The 15,239-nt window shown below is 53.0% G+C and carries 14 protein-coding genes; 8 read left to right on the top strand and 6 right to left on the bottom strand.

Annotated elements, in window-relative coordinates:
• Positions 1-40 precede the first annotated feature (40 nt).
• The 3 genes from dctP to FE845_RS07810 form a co-directional block, all read right to left on the bottom strand.
• A complete protein-coding gene (gene dctP / locus FE845_RS07820) occupies positions 41-1,069 on the bottom strand; it encodes a TRAP transporter substrate-binding protein DctP (protein ID WP_200363178.1) in 1,029 nt (342 codons plus the stop codon).
• Positions 1,070-1,166: 97 nt separating this feature from the next.
• The gene (locus tag FE845_RS07815) at positions 1,167-1,715 is read right to left on the bottom strand and encodes a YqiA/YcfP family alpha/beta fold hydrolase (protein ID WP_200363176.1); all 549 of its coding nucleotides are present in this window, start codon (positions 1,713-1,715) and stop codon (positions 1,167-1,169) included.
• 6 nt (positions 1,716-1,721) lie between these two features.
• The gene (locus FE845_RS07810; protein WP_200363173.1) at positions 1,722-2,714 is read right to left on the bottom strand and encodes an LLM class flavin-dependent oxidoreductase; all 993 of its coding nucleotides are present in this window, start codon (positions 2,712-2,714) and stop codon (positions 1,722-1,724) included.
• A gap of 105 nt (positions 2,715-2,819) precedes the next feature.
• Here FE845_RS07810 and FE845_RS07805 point away from each other — a divergent pair, with 105 nt between their 5' ends.
• Positions 2,820-3,575, top strand: a complete 756-nt coding sequence (locus FE845_RS07805; protein WP_227714185.1) for a putative 4-mercaptohistidine N1-methyltransferase — start codon at positions 2,820-2,822, stop codon at positions 3,573-3,575.
• Between the two features lie 8 nt (positions 3,576-3,583).
• Here FE845_RS07805 and nfsA read toward each other — a convergent pair whose 3' ends face one another.
• Both nfsA and FE845_RS07795 read right to left on the bottom strand, forming a co-directional pair.
• Entirely contained in the window at positions 3,584-4,321 is a 738-nt protein-coding gene (gene nfsA / locus FE845_RS07800; protein ID WP_200363169.1) for an oxygen-insensitive NADPH nitroreductase, read from the bottom strand.
• A gap of 66 nt (positions 4,322-4,387) precedes the next feature.
• Positions 4,388-5,182: an enoyl-CoA hydratase/isomerase family protein gene (locus FE845_RS07795; RefSeq protein ID WP_200363167.1), complete on the bottom strand. Its 795-nt coding sequence runs from the start codon at positions 5,180-5,182 to the stop codon at positions 4,388-4,390.
• A gap of 154 nt (positions 5,183-5,336) precedes the next feature.
• Between FE845_RS07795 and FE845_RS07790 the strand changes: the two genes are divergently transcribed.
• The 7 genes from FE845_RS07790 (at position 5,337) to nhaD (ending at position 13,589) form a co-directional block, all read left to right on the top strand.
• Entirely contained in the window at positions 5,337-6,152 is an 816-nt protein-coding gene (locus FE845_RS07790) for an ABC transporter ATP-binding protein (RefSeq protein WP_200363165.1), read from the top strand.
• The gene (locus FE845_RS07785) at positions 6,153-7,031 is read left to right on the top strand and encodes a branched-chain amino acid ABC transporter permease (protein ID WP_200363163.1); all 879 of its coding nucleotides are present in this window, start codon (positions 6,153-6,155) and stop codon (positions 7,029-7,031) included.
• A 1-nt stretch (position 7,032) separates the two neighbouring features.
• Positions 7,033-8,076 (top strand): branched-chain amino acid ABC transporter permease, encoded by a 1,044-nt coding sequence (locus tag FE845_RS07780; RefSeq protein ID WP_200363161.1) that lies wholly within the window; start codon positions 7,033-7,035, stop codon positions 8,074-8,076.
• 36 nt (positions 8,077-8,112) lie between these two features.
• Complete coding sequence (locus tag FE845_RS07775; protein WP_200363158.1) at positions 8,113-9,321, top strand: ABC transporter substrate-binding protein; 1,209 nt, start codon at positions 8,113-8,115, stop codon at positions 9,319-9,321.
• An 8-nt stretch (positions 9,322-9,329) separates the two neighbouring features.
• The gene (locus tag FE845_RS07770; RefSeq protein ID WP_200363156.1) at positions 9,330-10,139 is read left to right on the top strand and encodes an ABC transporter ATP-binding protein; all 810 of its coding nucleotides are present in this window, start codon (positions 9,330-9,332) and stop codon (positions 10,137-10,139) included.
• A complete protein-coding gene (locus FE845_RS07765) occupies positions 10,136-11,938 on the top strand; it encodes an AMP-dependent synthetase/ligase (protein ID WP_200363154.1) in 1,803 nt (600 codons plus the stop codon). The genes FE845_RS07770 and FE845_RS07765 overlap by 4 nt, the downstream gene beginning before the upstream one ends.
• A gap of 142 nt (positions 11,939-12,080) precedes the next feature.
• Positions 12,081-13,589 carry a sodium:proton antiporter NhaD gene (gene nhaD / locus FE845_RS07760; RefSeq protein ID WP_200363151.1) on the top strand — a complete coding sequence of 503 codons (1,509 nt, stop codon included), beginning with the start codon at positions 12,081-12,083 and terminating at the stop codon, positions 13,587-13,589.
• A 21-nt stretch (positions 13,590-13,610) separates the two neighbouring features.
• On the opposite strand, the gene FE845_RS07755 is transcribed toward nhaD, so the two are convergent.
• Positions 13,611-15,176: an EAL domain-containing protein gene (locus FE845_RS07755; RefSeq protein WP_200363149.1), complete on the bottom strand. Its 1,566-nt coding sequence runs from the start codon at positions 15,174-15,176 to the stop codon at positions 13,611-13,613.
• Between the last annotated feature and the right edge of the window lie 63 nt (positions 15,177-15,239).

The following is a 15,239-nucleotide window of genomic DNA, read 5'->3' as shown; positions in this document are numbered from 1 at the left end:
CCGGTGGATACCGGCGGACGGAAGAAGTGCAGTACTGGTATTAGTTGCTCTGCACGTCTTTTAGGTCTTTCTTAAACTGGTTAAGCAGGTCTTTACCGCCCTGACCAGTCATCTCAATGAACTTCTTCTCAACCTGTGGAGCCCGTGCCTTGAACGCTTTGATCTGCTCGTCATTCAGTCGCGTTACAGTAACCTCGTCACTGGCCGCTTGAATTTTTGCGAGCGCTTCGTCTGCCAGACCATCAATGTGTGTGATGATTTTCTCGAAGGCGTAATCTGCGGCGTCTTGAATGAGCTTTTTGTCTTTCTCAGGCAGGCCATCGTAGAAGTCCTTGTTGGCCATGGCAGCCGTAGTGAACCAACCGTGACCGGTATAGATCAAGTTTGGGGATACCTCATACAGTCCGCCGGATTCGATCCAGAAAATCGGGTTTTCCTGACCGTTAATCATGTTGGTTTGAAGTGCGCCGTAAACCTCACCCCAGGGCAGCGGCGTGGGTGTTGCGCCGAATGCGGAATAGGTTTCTGACAGTAGCGGGTTGGTCATAACCCGGATCTTCTTGTTCTTCATGCCTTCTGGAGAAGTGACCGGCTCATCCAGGGTGATAACAAATTCGCCCTCCGGATACATCTGCAGAAGTTCAAGGCCGTTTTCCGCATAGAGCTTCGGAAAGTCTTCGTTGATGGCCTTACTTTCCCGGAAGAACTCAATGACCGTGTTTATGTCGGTGGGCATCAGATAAGGAATGAAGAAAATTTGCGCTTCAGGAATCAAGGCGCCTGTGAAACCGGGTGACTGGTTTACAAAGTTCAGGATCCCCGCCTGGGTTTGTTCCATAATGTCATCAGACTCGCCGAGTTCACCAAAACGATATATTTGTAGGGTGTGATCGGAGTTGTCTTCGATATATTCCTTAAATTTGTACGCGTATACATCCTGTACGTCGCCTTCATATTCTTCGTGAGCATAACGCCAGTTGGCTGCATTCACGGAGTTTGCTGCGGTCATAGCCGCGAAAGCGAACGCTGAAATTCCGGCCAGTTTCTTGAATTTACTCATGCTACTCATCGGGTTTTCTCCGTTCGTTTTTTTTCGGACATTTATTGTTACATTACTAAAGACTGGCAAAACTTGTCGACTTTCGCAAGAAATTGACCGATTTGGTTTATTTTCGAGCAGCGCCTGTTGAATTAACGCCGACCCTTGCCAGAAAGGCCCGGAACTCTTCGGTAATTCGTTGAAGGCTGTTTGCGAGGCGATGGCCATCGGGAAGCATCAGGACAGGGAGCGTCTGTTGCCGGGCCAGCTCTATCACTGGCATTGGCAGAACAACATCGTCATCCCATCCGTGGATAATCTGAATATGTTTGGCCTGAATGCAAGGGCTGGATTGCGGGTAGTCAGGCATAGCCAAAGCAGGTGCGAGCAGAAAGCACCCGAGAACGGCCCTCCGCGCACTGGTTTGGGCGCAGACCCAGCCACCCATGCTGGAGCCTGCAAGAATAATTTTGTCTGGACTCGCGCCACTGGCAGAAATCGCATCGTGCATTTGGGCAAGACGAACTTCCGGGTCTTTGCTACTGCGGTGATCAATGGCGTGGACCTGTACCTGTTCAAAAGACTCAGCTACCGCTTTCAGGGCCTGAATTTTTGTGCCGCCAGGACCGCTCTCAAGACCGTGAGACAGAAAAACGTGGATGATGTTTTTTTGCATAGTGGCTTAACCCCTGCGGGTTTCATCAAGTATATCGAGCGCATGGCGGCGCTTTTTCGGGTCGTGAATGTCCACTGTGAACATCACCTCATCCACCGTTGCGCTCGATAGCAATTCGTCAAGCTGGCTCCGGATAGCTGCGGCATCGCCGAGCAGTTGAAGCGCCAGAAAATCTTTTACTCCGGCCCGCTCACCTGCATTCCACAGCCCATCCATGGACTCAACGGGCGCCTTCATCCACAGAGGTTGTCCACGAAAAAGCGCGAGGATGCGCTGGTAACTGGTGGTTGCCAAGTATCTTGCCTCTTCCACTGTGTCAGCAGGCACTGCGGGAACCGCCAGAATGGTGTAGGGGTGTTGCAGTTGTTCGGAGGGTTGGAAGTTGTCCCGATACACCGCTAGGGCTTCGCGGTAAAGTCGCGGAGCAAAGTGCCCCGCAAAGGCATAGGGTAATCCCCGCATGGCCGCTAGCTGGGCGCTGTAAAGACTGGAGCCGAGCAACCAAATAGGCACCTTGGTGCCAGCGCCGGGAATGGCTTTGACTGGTTGACCGGGCTTTAGAGGTCCCAGCAAAGATTGCAACTGTGCTACGTCTTCCGGAAACTGTTCAGCACCCAGACCGTTTCGGCGCAGGGCGCGAGCTGTAATCGGATCTGTGCCCGGGGCTCTACCAAGGCCTAGATCGATACGGCCGGGGTACAGGCTTTCCAGAGTTCCGAACTGCTCGGCAATCACCAAAGGTGGGTGGTTGGGCAGCATCACACCACCGGAACCAACTCGAATGGTTTGGGTTTTACCGGCAATATGGCCAATCAGTACCGAGGTGGCAGAACTGCTGATGCCCTCCATATTATGGTGTTCAGCCAGCCAAAATCGTTTGAAACCCAGCTTTTCAGCGTGCTGGGCATAGGCCACGCTGTTCGCCAGCGTATTGCCCACGGAGTCGCCTTCGCGAACCGAGGCAAGTTCGAGTAGTGAGTAGTCAGGATGGTTGCTCATAATGCTAGGATAGCACTTGAAGCCGGTGCTACCCCAAACCATCTCAAATTGGGTGGGGTACTGATATTCGTGTAATGCATGCCCACTAATGTGAAGGAAGCGATCTTGCAGCAAAGCGCCTACTACGAAGACGACACTACTCTGGCCCAGTATCTGGAGTTTCACTTTGGTGAACAGTGGCACGGTGAAGCCAATTTTCCGAAGGGGCTGGCAAAAGTGGCGCTGGATGCCATGGACGGTCGCACGTTGGGGCGGGCTTTGGATATTGGCTGTGCCTGTGGGCGTACCACTTTTGAGCTGGCGCGGGCATTTGCCCATGTGGACGGTATTGATTTTTCCCGCAAGTTCGTCGAGCAATGTCAGGTGATGGCCCGAGACAAGGTGGTTCGCTACGCCCGCCCGGAAGAGGGGGCGCTGGTGAGCTATCAGGAGCGTACTCTGGCGTCACTCGGCCTTGAAGATACCGCCGGGAAAGTGGCCTTCCATCAGGGGGACGCCTGTGACCTGAATCCTGAATTCACCGGGTATGATCTGGTTCTGGCCGGTAATCTGATCGACCGGCTCTATGATCCCTCCCTTTTTCTGACCCGCATTCACGAGCGACTCAATGATAACGGGCTACTGCTGATTGCCTCACCTTACACCTGGCTGGAAGACTATACGCCAAAGGAAAAATGGGTGGGCGGCTTCGAGAAAGACGGGGAAGACTACACCACCCTCGACGGGCTGCGTGACATGCTGGCACCGCATTTCACTCTGGCACTGGAATCCAGAAGCCTGCCATTTGTTATCCGCGAGACGCGCAACAAGTTTCAGCACAGCTTTTCGGAGCTGACGCTTTGGCAGAAGATTAGCTCCTGATGAGGTTTCTACTGCATTTTGAACCCTTTTCCCTGCAGAAAGTCTTTCATGTGCGGCCGCAGTTTGGTGGTAAACAGGGGCTTGAGTTGCTCTGACCAGGTCGTATTCTTGTTGCCGCCAGTGCGCTCCAGATAATACTTCTTCATGGTCTCGTCGAAGCGCGCAACCTGAGCTTCATCCTGTTCGTCCTGATAATAGTCTTCTTTGAGGATGGTCTCTACCGGCAAACGGGGCTTCACTTCCGGGTTCTGGTCGGGATAACCAAGGCACATCCCGAACACCGGGTATACGTGTTCTGGAAGGCGGAGTATCTCACTGATTTCGGCAGGGTTGTTCCTTATTCCGCCGATATAACAAATCCCTAGGCCTTCGGACTCGGCAGCAGTGGCAACGTTCTGAGCCATGAGTGCAGTATCGACACTGGCAATCAGCAATTGCTCTGTCATACCGCGAACCACTTCTGCCCCCGCCCTTTCAGCTGCTTCTGTGGATCGCTTCATGTCGGCACAGAACATCAGGAAATCCGAGCTCTCGGCAACGTAGGTCTGGCCACCAGCTAAGGCTGCGATCTTCTGCCTGTTATCCGGATTTACGACGTGAATCACGGAGTAAGCCTGGACATGGCTGGAGGTAGCGGCGCTCTGGCCGGCACGAATTAGCTCTGCGAACAGCTCTCGGGGGATCTTCTGCTCTGTGAACTTGCGAATTGAGCGGTGGGATTGCAGTAGTTCGATGACCGGATTCATGATGCCTCGCATTGAGTGGAATGGTGTTGTGTGCAACCGCTTTGTTAATGCCTCAGGAAAGTGATTCTACTGGCCGGAAAAAGTAGCGGGTCGCTTGGCGAGAAACGCCGATACACCTTCGCCGAAATCGCCTGTGTGCGCAATCTTGAGAAAGGCCTGTCTCTCAGCCTCAAGTTGTTCGGCCAGGGATCGACCACCGGCCTGATCAACGAGTTGGCGAAAGGCACCAAACGCCTTGGTCGGGCCGCTGGCAACCTGCTTGATTGTGCTTGCCAGAACTTCGTCATAAGAATCTGAGGGCGCGACACGGGTTATCAAACCCCAGCTTTGCGCCTCTTCAGCGGTAAGTTGTCGGCCAAGCATCATCATTTCAGTGGCCCGGGTAGCGCCTGTCTTGTGCGGCAGGAACCAGGTGCAGCCGCAGTCGGGCACCGCACCTATCCCATTGTAGGCGATAAGAAATTTTGCCCGATCTTCCGCCACGATGATGTCTGCCATCAGCGCTAGGCTGAGCCCGGCGCCGGCCGCCGGGCCCCTCACTGCGGCAACCATCGGCGCATCAATGCTCCGCAACAGAAGAATCGCTTCGTTGAGGGGCACCAGCAACCCGTTGATAAAGTCTCTTTTCTGTTCCTGTGTGCCCGTCATGCTGGCAACGTCGCCACCGGCCATAAAGGCTCTTCCGGACCCTGTCAGCACAATACAGCGTAACTCTGGCTGGCTGCGCAGTGTTCTTACTGCCGCCAGAAATGCTTCCGCCATGGGTATGCTGATCGCATTAAGTACTTCGGGGCGGTTAAATGTCAGGGTTGCTACGCCGGTTTGGGCGTCAAACTCAGAGATTAAAGGGCTGGTCGTCATAGTTCTGGATTCCGTCGCAAAGCCTGTTCGAAAATTCATGGAACAGACAGTCTTGGTTTTTGTGATGAAATTAGGCTACTTTAAACTTGCTCAGGAAGATAACCTGACGTTGACGTAAACAACAATAAACATAATCGCTCATGTGCGGGGAATAATGTCCAGTATCCTCGAAATAAGTAATCTTTCGCTGTCGTTCGGTGGTGTGAAGGCACTTCAAGGTGTCAGTTTCCGCGTGCCAGAAAACACAGTGACAACTGTGATCGGCCCCAATGGCGCTGGCAAAACCTCTCTCTTCAACTGCATCTCGGGCTTCTATAAACCCCAGCAAGGCACTATCAGCTATCAGGGCAAGGCACTTACGGGAGTAAAGCCACCGGTACGTGCTTCCATGGGGTTGGCTCGCACCTTCCAGAATATTGCACTGTTTCGAGGCATGACGGTGCTCGATAACATCAAGCTGGGTGCTCATGTACACATGAAGAGCGGCCTGCTGGGCTCTCTGGCCTATTTTGGCGCTGCGCGTCGCGAGGAAATGGCGGTACGCGAGGAAGTGGAGCGCCATATCATCGATTTTCTGGAAATTGACCATATTAGGCGCCAGCCGGTCGCCAACTTGTCTTATGGTTTGCAAAAGCGCGTAGAGCTGGCCCGCGCTCTGGCTATGCGGCCCAAGGTGCTTTTGCTGGATGAGCCAGTCGCCGGGATGAACCGTGAAGAAAAAGAAGATATGGCCCGGTTTATTCTGGATATTCGGGAAGAGTGGGGTGTAACCGTGCTGATGGTGGAACATGACATGGGCATGGTCATGGATATTTCCGATCACATCGCCGTGCTTAATTTCGGTCAAGTGATTGCAGAAGGCCTGCCTGCAGACGTGCAGAACAACCAACAAGTTATTGAAGCCTATCTGGGCACTAGTGATATGGACAGTCTGCGTAAGAAACTGAACCCAGAACGCGAGGTGGCTTGAGTGGACTGGTTATTTTTTGGGGAAATCAGCCTCGCGGGTCTGGCGATGGGCGGTCTTTACGCCCTGATAGGGCTGGGCTTCGTCATCATTTATAAAGCTACCCGGGTCATCAATTTCGCCATTGGCGAGATCATGATGTTCGCGGCCTACCTATTTCTAGCCTTTGCCGGGGGCATGGAAATGTCGCCTTGGGTCGCTCTGCCGCTGGCGGTTCTTGGCGGAAGCCTCCTCGGCGGCGTGATTGAAAAAGTCATGATCCGCCCGATGCTGGGGGAATCCTCCATTTCCGTGGTTATGGTCACCATCGGAATCGCCAGTATTCTGGTGGGAGTGGTAGAGATGATCTGGGGAGCGGATCCTCAGCTTTTGCCAGACTTTCTGCCCCGCAAACCGGTTTTCATCGGTGAAATGTATTTGGCCCCAAAGATTGCCTACGGCTTTCTCATCGGTGCAGCAATGCTCATCATTTACTTGCTGTATTTCCGCTTTTCCCGGGGTGGCGTTGCGCTGCGCGCTACCGCTTCGGATCAGGCCGCCGCTTACTCCATGGGTATCAACGTGCGCCGGGTGTTTAATCTGGCCTGGGTGTTTGGTTCTCTCGCTGCTTCGCTGGCGGGCGTTCTGGTGGCGGCAACCGGTGGATTGAGCCCACAGTTTGGCGCCATCGGCCTGAGTGTTCTGGTGGTAGTGATTGTTGGAGGGCTCGACAGCATCGTTGGTGCTCTGGTTGCCGGTGTATTCATAGGGTGGCTGGAAACCGTTGCAGGCGCCTATTTGGGCGGCGAGTACCGTATGCCAGCAACCTTCGCGGTGCTGGCGGTCATTCTGGTTTTCCGTCCTTATGGCCTTTTCGGCACCCACGATATAGAGCGAGTATAAGATGCGCATTGGTGACGCAAAACAGAGCTATGAGGCCGATGAGTCTATCTGGAAGAGTTCTACCCAGAAAGTCTGGTTCGCTGTTTTACTGCTGGTGCTGGCAGTGTTCCCGTTTATGGCCGACGCCTACCTGTTGTATTTGGGCTGTATGGTGGGCATTGCGGTTATAAGCACCACAGGCCTTAACATCCTTACCGGTTTTACCGGCCTGATTTCTCTCGGGCAGGCGGGCTTTATGGGGGTGGGTGGCTATACGGTGGCTTGGTTGTCTGCGAACTCGGCGTTGCCTTTCCCTGTAACGCTTTTGCTCGCAGGGCTGCTTGCCGCAGCAGTAGGCATTCTGGTGGGACTTCCATCTTTGCGCGTAAAGGGGCTTTATCTTGCGATTGCGACTCTGGCCGCCAGTGTTTTCCTGCACTTTATCTTTGCCGAGTGGGAGTCTGTAACCGGTGGAATGGGCGGGTTGAGTCTGGAGCCCGCCCACTTATTCGGGCTCAGCTTCCAAAGCGATTTTGAGATGTACTTCATCATTGTACCGTTGGCGGTACTCATGGTTTTTGGTGCCACCAACATATTCCGAACCCGCACGGGCCGAGCGTTCATCGCAATCCGGGATCGGGATATTTCGGCGGAAATACTCGGCATTAACCTTTTGCGCTACAAGCTGATGTCTTTCGCTCTAAGTTCGTTTTATGCCGGTGTGGCGGGCGGATTGTTTGCCTATTTTTATCGGGTGGTCACGCCAGAGAGCTTCCCGCTCTCTATGTCTATTTTTTATCTGGCTGCCGTAATTGTCGGCGGCATGGGCAATCTATTGGGCGGTATTCTGGGCGCGGCCTTTATGACGCTGATTCCTGAAGCTCTGAAACTGCTCACAGCAGCTTTGACGCCATTTTATCCGAACGCACCGATATTCATGTCACCAATGCTTGAGATCATCTTCGGTGTTTTGATCGTCGGTTTTCTTATTTTTGAACCGCATGGGCTGGCGGAGATCTGGCACCGCATTCGGCGCTTTTTCAGTTTATGGCCTTTCAAGAACTAGTGGATTAAACAACAAGAAGCCGCAAGGAGAAGTAACATGTTCAAAAGCATTCTCGACAAAAGCCGCAGGCTTGTAGGTGTCGGTAGTATGGCCGCTGCTCTTGCAGTTGCGGCGCCTGTTATGGCTCAGGACAAAGAGCCCATCGTATTCGGTGGCTCCATTCCTCTGTCTGGTGTGTTCGCCTTTGCTGGCGTGCATCTTCATGCAGGCCTTACGGATTACACAACTTGGATCAACAGCGAAGGCGGGATTAACGGTCATCCGGTGAAGTATGTAATGGAAGACACCGGCTATGAGGTTGACCGCTCCGTAGCTGCCTTCAAGAAAATCACCGGCAGTAACAAAGTCCCGGTTTATTACGGTGACAGTACCGGGTTCATGAAAACCATTGCCTCCGAACTGAACAGCAGAGGCACTACGCTGATGAGCGGTGCTTCCTTTGCCACTGCATTGACGGACAATGAGCAGTATCCGTATCAATTCATTCCCGGCCCGAACTACAGCCAGATGTTCGGCATTATTCTTGAGTACATTGCTACCCAAGGAAAAGATGGCGACATGCCTACCATTGCCTTTGTGTATAGCGATACCGAGTTCGGCAAAGACCCTATTGAAAACGGCAAGGCCAAGGCTGCCGAGATGGGTATCAAAGTTGTAGAGGAAATCGTTACCAAACCCGGCAGTGTGGATGTGTCTGCAGAAATCCTGAAACTGCGCAGGGTGCGCCCGGACTTTGTGGTATTCCACGGCTATGTGCTGTCGCCCATAAACGAGTTCATGGTGCAGATGCGCCAGATGGGGTTGGATACCCAATTTATGGGTACCTTCTGGTCCAGCGACAAGCTGATTATCAACAAGATGGGCGCAGATGCTGACGGCTATATGGGCGTTATGCCTTACAACTATTATGACAGCGCCGAAAGCGGGCCAATGCTCGACGCACTGCGCGCTACGGCAGAAAAGAGCGATCCGGATGCAGGCTACCGTCCGACCGGTTATATGCAGGGCTGGTTCAACGCGATGGTCTGGACCGAGGTGATTAAGCGCACCATGGACGCCGGTAAAGAGCTCACCGCTGAAAACATGGCTGACTCTCTAGCGTCTATCGAAAATTGGGATACCGGCGGCATTATCGGCGTTCCGGTTACAGTGCAAGACATGTCCTTCCCGGTGGGTCGTATTTGGCGTGTAAACGCCAAAGAAGCCCGTTATGAGCCGGTATCTGACTGGATTCACCTCGACTGAGACGCTCTATGGAAGCCTTGCTGGAAATCGATAACATAGAAGTGGTTTACAACAAGGCGGTGCAGGTTCTCCGGGGCCTGTCACTGCGTGTTCCCCGTGGCGCCATTGTGGCGCTGCTGGGTTCCAACGGTGCTGGCAAGTCCACCACGCTGAAGAGTGTCTCCGGGCTGCTGGCGTTGGAGGATGGCGAGGTGACTGCCGGAGAGATCCGCTTCAAGGGCCGCTCCTTGAAAGGAATGGCACCGGAAAAACTGGTACGCGATGGCCTCTTCCATGTGATGGAAGGACGCCGTGTATTCGAAGACCTGTCCGTTGAGGAAAATCTCGTTGCAGCAACCTACGCCCTTAGCGGGCGTAAAACCTCTCTGAACGACTCTTACGAACTGGTTTATGACTACTTCCCCCGTCTCAGGGAGCGCCGCAAGCAGCTTGCGGGCTATCTGTCTGGTGGCGAGCAACAGATGCTGGCACTTGGTCGCGCACTGATTGCTCAGCCAGAGTTAATCATGCTGGACGAACCGTCGCTTGGTCTAGCGCCGCAGCTGGTGGAAGAAATCTTCACTATTATTGCGCGAATAAACCGAGAGCAGGGTACAGCCATATTACTGGTGGAGCAGAATGCGGCAGTGTCTCTGGCCATCGCCTCATACGGCTACATTATGGAAAACGGAAAAATCGTAATCGATGGTGCGGCAGACAAACTTTCGTCCAATGAAGACGTTCAGGAGTTTTATCTGGGCGTTGGCGGCAAAGAAGGCGAAGCCCGAAGCTACCGGGACATCAAACACTACAAGCGTCGCAAGCGGTGGCTGTCATGAGCACACCGAAAATTCGTGATCTTACGCTGACACAAATGCTACGGGCGCATGCAAAAGAACGCCCCGACACGCTCGCGCTCAGGCAAAAAGATTTTGGTATTTGGCAGGCCTGCTCCTGGCAGGATTATTACCAACGGGCGAGGCATTTTGGTTTAGGCCTGCGAGCACTCGGTCTCTCCGAGGGTGGCCACGTCGCCATAATTTCCGAAAACAGGGTTGAGTGGGTTATTGCCCAGATGGGCATAGGGCTGGTGAAAGGGATCTGTGTGGGGGTGTATCCTACCAGCCCATGGAATGAAGTGGCCTATGTGCTTGAGCACAGTGATGCAGAAATGGTGGTATGCGAAGATCAGGAGCAGACCGATAAAGTTCTGGAAGCCTGGCCCGAGTTACCTCAGCTCAAGCACAACATTGTTATTGATCCGAAGGGGCTCCGGTCTTATTCGGAACCACCCTCATCGTTCGACGACATCGAGAAAATGGGGCGGGAATTCGAGAAAAACCACCCCGGGTTGATTGACGCGTTGCTCGACAGCCAGCGAATGGACGAGATTGCCTTGATGATCTACACCTCGGGCTCTACCGGTCGACCCAAAGGTGCGATGATCAGCTGGGGCAACCTGCATGCCGCTGCGCCCGGCCTTGTAGAGCTTTTAGGCGTAGACCAACATAGTACCAGCCTGTCCTATCTGCCACTGTGTCATGTGGCAGAACAGGCTCTGACCAATATTGCCCCTGTTTATGTGGGCAGTGCCGTGAGCTTTGGTGAAAGCCTGCGCACGATACAGGAAGACCTTCGGGAAATTGCACCGACATTTTTTCTGGGTGTTCCGCGTATTTGGGAAAAACTCCATTCCTCCATCTACATCAAGATGCAGGAAACCGGGCGTTTGCGACAGGCCCTCTTTGCCCGCGCTATAAAGGCCTGCGAGCCTATGGCAACCAAGCCCAAAGCAAACTGGAGCCTTGGTGAACGGCTTACCTATAGCCTGTACTACTGGCTGGTATTCCGTGCTTTGCAGAATTTCATCGGACTGCGCCGTTGCGCCATCGCATTGACCGGTGCAGCCCCCATTTCAACAGGTATCCTGCAGTTCTTCCGCACTTTAGGTGTGCCTTTGGTTGAGGTGTTTGGCCAAACCGAGAGCACCGGTGTTGCAACGGCTCAACGCCTAGACAAAGTGTGCCTTGGCACAGTCGGTACGGCGGTTTCCGGGCTTGAAGTGACACTGGGTGAGCACGATGAAATACTCATGCGGGGCGGCACGGTCTTCAAAGGGTACTACAAAAATGATGAAGCAACGGAGGCTACTCTAAGAGACGGCTGGCTGCACACGGGGGATGTGGGTGAATGGCAGGATGGGCAACTGAGAATCGTTGATCGCCTCAAAGACATCATGATTACCGCTGGCGGTAAGAACCTCTCCCCCACGGAGATTGAAAATACGATTAAGGCGAGCCCATACATCAAGGAATGCATTGTCATCGGTGAGGCCCGGAAATATGTTTCAGCGCTGATTCAGGTGGATTTTGAAACTGCGGCAAAATGGGCCGAGCAGGAGCGGATTGCCTACACCACGTTCCGCAGCCTGACCGAGCATGAGAAAGTGCAGGAACTGATTCAGGCAGAGGTGGATAAGGGTAACGGTAGACTGCCGCAAGTGGCCCAAATCAAGCGCTTTCACCTGCTGAGCAAAGAGTTGGATCACGACGATGACGAAGTGACTGCCACCATGAAAGTACGCCGTAGCAAGATCTATGAGAAGTACGCGGACGTGATCGAATCGTTGTATAGCTGACCAAGTTCCAAATCAGCCCTTGGGGAGAATAGGGATCAGAGTAACTGTAAACGACATTGATCAAGTCGACTTGACGGAAGCTATGGTTTGCCGGGTGCACTTTGATTAATAATGTGCGCCCCTAACTTTTGAGCCAGATGTCATGACCGAAAATCACAGTTCTGAAAAGCTTCCCGTCCGGCGTTGCTGCACGCAAGCAATCGCCTCCCGTAATCTCGTCGCGAAAATGACTGTGTTCATTCTCGCGATTTTTTCTTTTGGGTTTAGCGCATTTGCCAGCGCAGCCGAATCTGGCGCCCAGAGCCTGACTCACCATCCGGTGGGTTACATTGCGGTTGTAATCTTCGTTATTGCTTATGCGTTCGTCATGCTTGAAGAAAAGCTGCACCTACGCAAGTCCAAGCCGGTGCTACTGGCAGCGGGCTTAATCTGGTTTCTGGTCGCTGGCGCGGCGGCCATGAACGGCGATACCGAGAGCGCCAATGCGGCTTTGAAACATAATTTATTGGAATACTCTGAGCTGCTCCTATTTTTGCTGGTGGCAATGACCTATATAAATGCGATGGAGGAACGTCAGCTTTTTGATGCACTTCGTGGCTGGCTGGTGAGCAAAGGTTTCAGCTATCTGAGCCTGTTCTGGATCACCGGTTTATTGGCATTCTTCATCTCGCCCATTGCCGACAACCTAACCACAGCATTACTGATGTGTGCAGTGTTGATGAAAGTGGGTGAGGACAGCCCGCGTTTTATCGGCCTTGGTTGTATTAATATCGTGGTGGCGGCAAATGCCGGTGGAGCGTTTTCGCCGTTCGGGGATATCACTACCCTGATGGTCTGGCAGAAAGGCGTCGTTGAGTTTACTGAGTTTTTCAGGTTGTTTATTCCCGCCGCAGTTAACTTCCTTGTGCCCGCTGTAATCATGAGTTTTGCGATTCCGAGTGAGCCACCAAAAGATACATCGGATCCTGTGATTATGAAGCGCGGCGCTCGCCGCACTGTGGTGCTGTTTCTCCTCACCATCACGACTGCGGTGTTGGGCCACAACTTCCTTCACCTCCCTGCGGTGGTTGGCATGATGATGGGCTTAGCTTACTTGCAGTTTCTGGGCTATTACCTGCAGCGTAGCTTCAAGCGAGGTGTTGCACGCGAGCGAGTGTGGGCTGAAAACCACAAGAATACCCGCCTGCTTGAGCGGCTCGACAAAGCGGTACCCTTTGATATTTTCAACCCGATGGCACGTACCGAGTGGGATACGCTACTGTTCTTCTACGGCGTTGTATTGTGTGTGGGCGGGCTTGGCTACATCGGGTACTTGTCTGAAATATCCCAGTTGCTATACAACGACTGGAACGCAACGGGCGCCAACATTGCCGTGGGCGTTATGTCGGCTATCGTGGATAACATTCCGGTGATGTTTGCTGTGCTCTCTATGGAGCCAGATATGTCTCACGGTCAGTGGCTGTTAGTTACCCTTACTGCCGGTGTCGGTGGCTCCATGCTGTCCATCGGCTCCGCGGCCGGTGTGGCTCTAATGGGGCAGGCCAGAGGCTACTACACCATCATGTCGCACTTGCGCTGGGCGCCGGTTGTCGCGCTTGGGTACGTCGCGTCGATTGCCACGCACATGTGGTTGAACGCTAGCTTGTTTTGACCCTCCTAACACGGAGCCCGCTCAGGGCTCCGTTGTTGAGGCTGTTTCGTGCACGCGCTGCTCCAAATCCTCTGCCGTCATGGGTTTGCCAAACGCCCAGCCCTGCGCGAATCGGGCACCCATTCCACGAACAATAGCGGCATGAGCCTCTGTCTCGACCCCTTCGGCAACGACCTCCATACCCAACTCGCTGGCAATACGGACCATCAACGGCACCAGCACTGCGCCAAGACCTCCAGAGTCGATATCAAACACAAAGCTGCGGTCGATCTTTAAGGTGTTGCAGCCCAGATCACGCACCTTGGATAGGTTGGAGTAACCAGTGCCAAAGTCATCTACAGCCAGCTCAAATTTCTGCTGCTTGATCCAGTCAATGCAAGCTCTGGCCGCTGCCGAGTCAAGCTGCTCATCTTCGGTGATTTCGAAGGTAATATGAAAGCGAGATGCAGCAAGCGCCAATGAAATATCCGCACCTTGTACTCGGCTTTGAGCGATATCGGAAGGGAATAGATTGATGTTTACTTTGAAACCTTCGGGCAAGTCGGTTTTAAGGTTCAGGTCCTCCAAGGTTTTTTGCATGATTTGCTGGGTAAACGGCCAGCTAAGTTTGGCTCGGGCCAGCACCGGAATAAACTCATCGGGATAGATAGCGCCATAGGCATCTTGAAACCGAGCTAAAACTTCGCATCCGATAACCTTTCCGCTCTCCAAATCGACAATCGGCTGATACAACGGGAAGTAGGCGTTTTGTTTTATGCCTCTGATTATTCGATTCTCAGTGCTCAGTCGCTTTTTAAGAGCGGGCCTCACTAAAAGGCTGGCTCCAACACCTAAAGCTATGCCAATCAACAACGCATAGGCCGAAAACGCTTGATTGCGTTTGATAACATCTTGGTGCTTTGTTTCCATGCCCGCGCAGTAGGGGATGGTTGTGCTACAGGCTTCGGAATATGTGGATGTGAGGGTCACAGCCTGCGCTGATTTTTCAGCCAAATTCCGAAACAGTCCCTTGTCGCCGTAGGTGTGCCGAGTTTCGGATCGATTGTTGCGGTATACAAGTTCCCAATGGGTACTGATGGCAGCCTGCTGTTCCAACCATCGGGTATCAAAAACAACGTTGAACTGGCCTCTTTCTGCAATTGTGGCGGTAATATCTCCATCAAAAAGAACAAGGCGGGCTTCCGGCCAATGCTTGATCCCGCGTTCGTTAATGAAATCCCACGGCGATTGTTTGACCGGCGCTTCAAGAACTCCCTGACCCGTTGTACAGATTAAGTGCTTGTCTTTGATAAATCCGATGTCTCGTATTCGGCTGGCGAAAAACAGTTCTTTTCGCATAATGTTCAGCAGCTCATCTGTGCAACTGTCGACGGCAAGAGCATTCAGCCGGTCAATGATTTCGATACTTTCGGCCCCGATTTTTTCAGCCTCGGAAATCAAAGCACTGAGCTTTTCATAGTGCGATGTCAGCAGGCCTTGAACCACCAAGGCGACAATTAAAACGAAATAGATACAGAAGGTACTGATGCCGATGAATATACTGATAAGGGCGTTGGCCCAGCGAGTTTTTTTAGCAGCATCGAACATCTGGTAGCGAATTCCTTACAGACTTTTCATCACTATAGCTGATCGCTTTTGCTTGTCACATGC

The sequence above is a fragment of the Marinobacter sp. 1-4A genome, from assembly GCF_016597725.1.
Classification (GTDB): domain Bacteria; phylum Pseudomonadota; class Gammaproteobacteria; order Pseudomonadales; family Oleiphilaceae; genus Marinobacter.
This window is presented reverse-complemented; position numbering and strand designations above follow the sequence as displayed.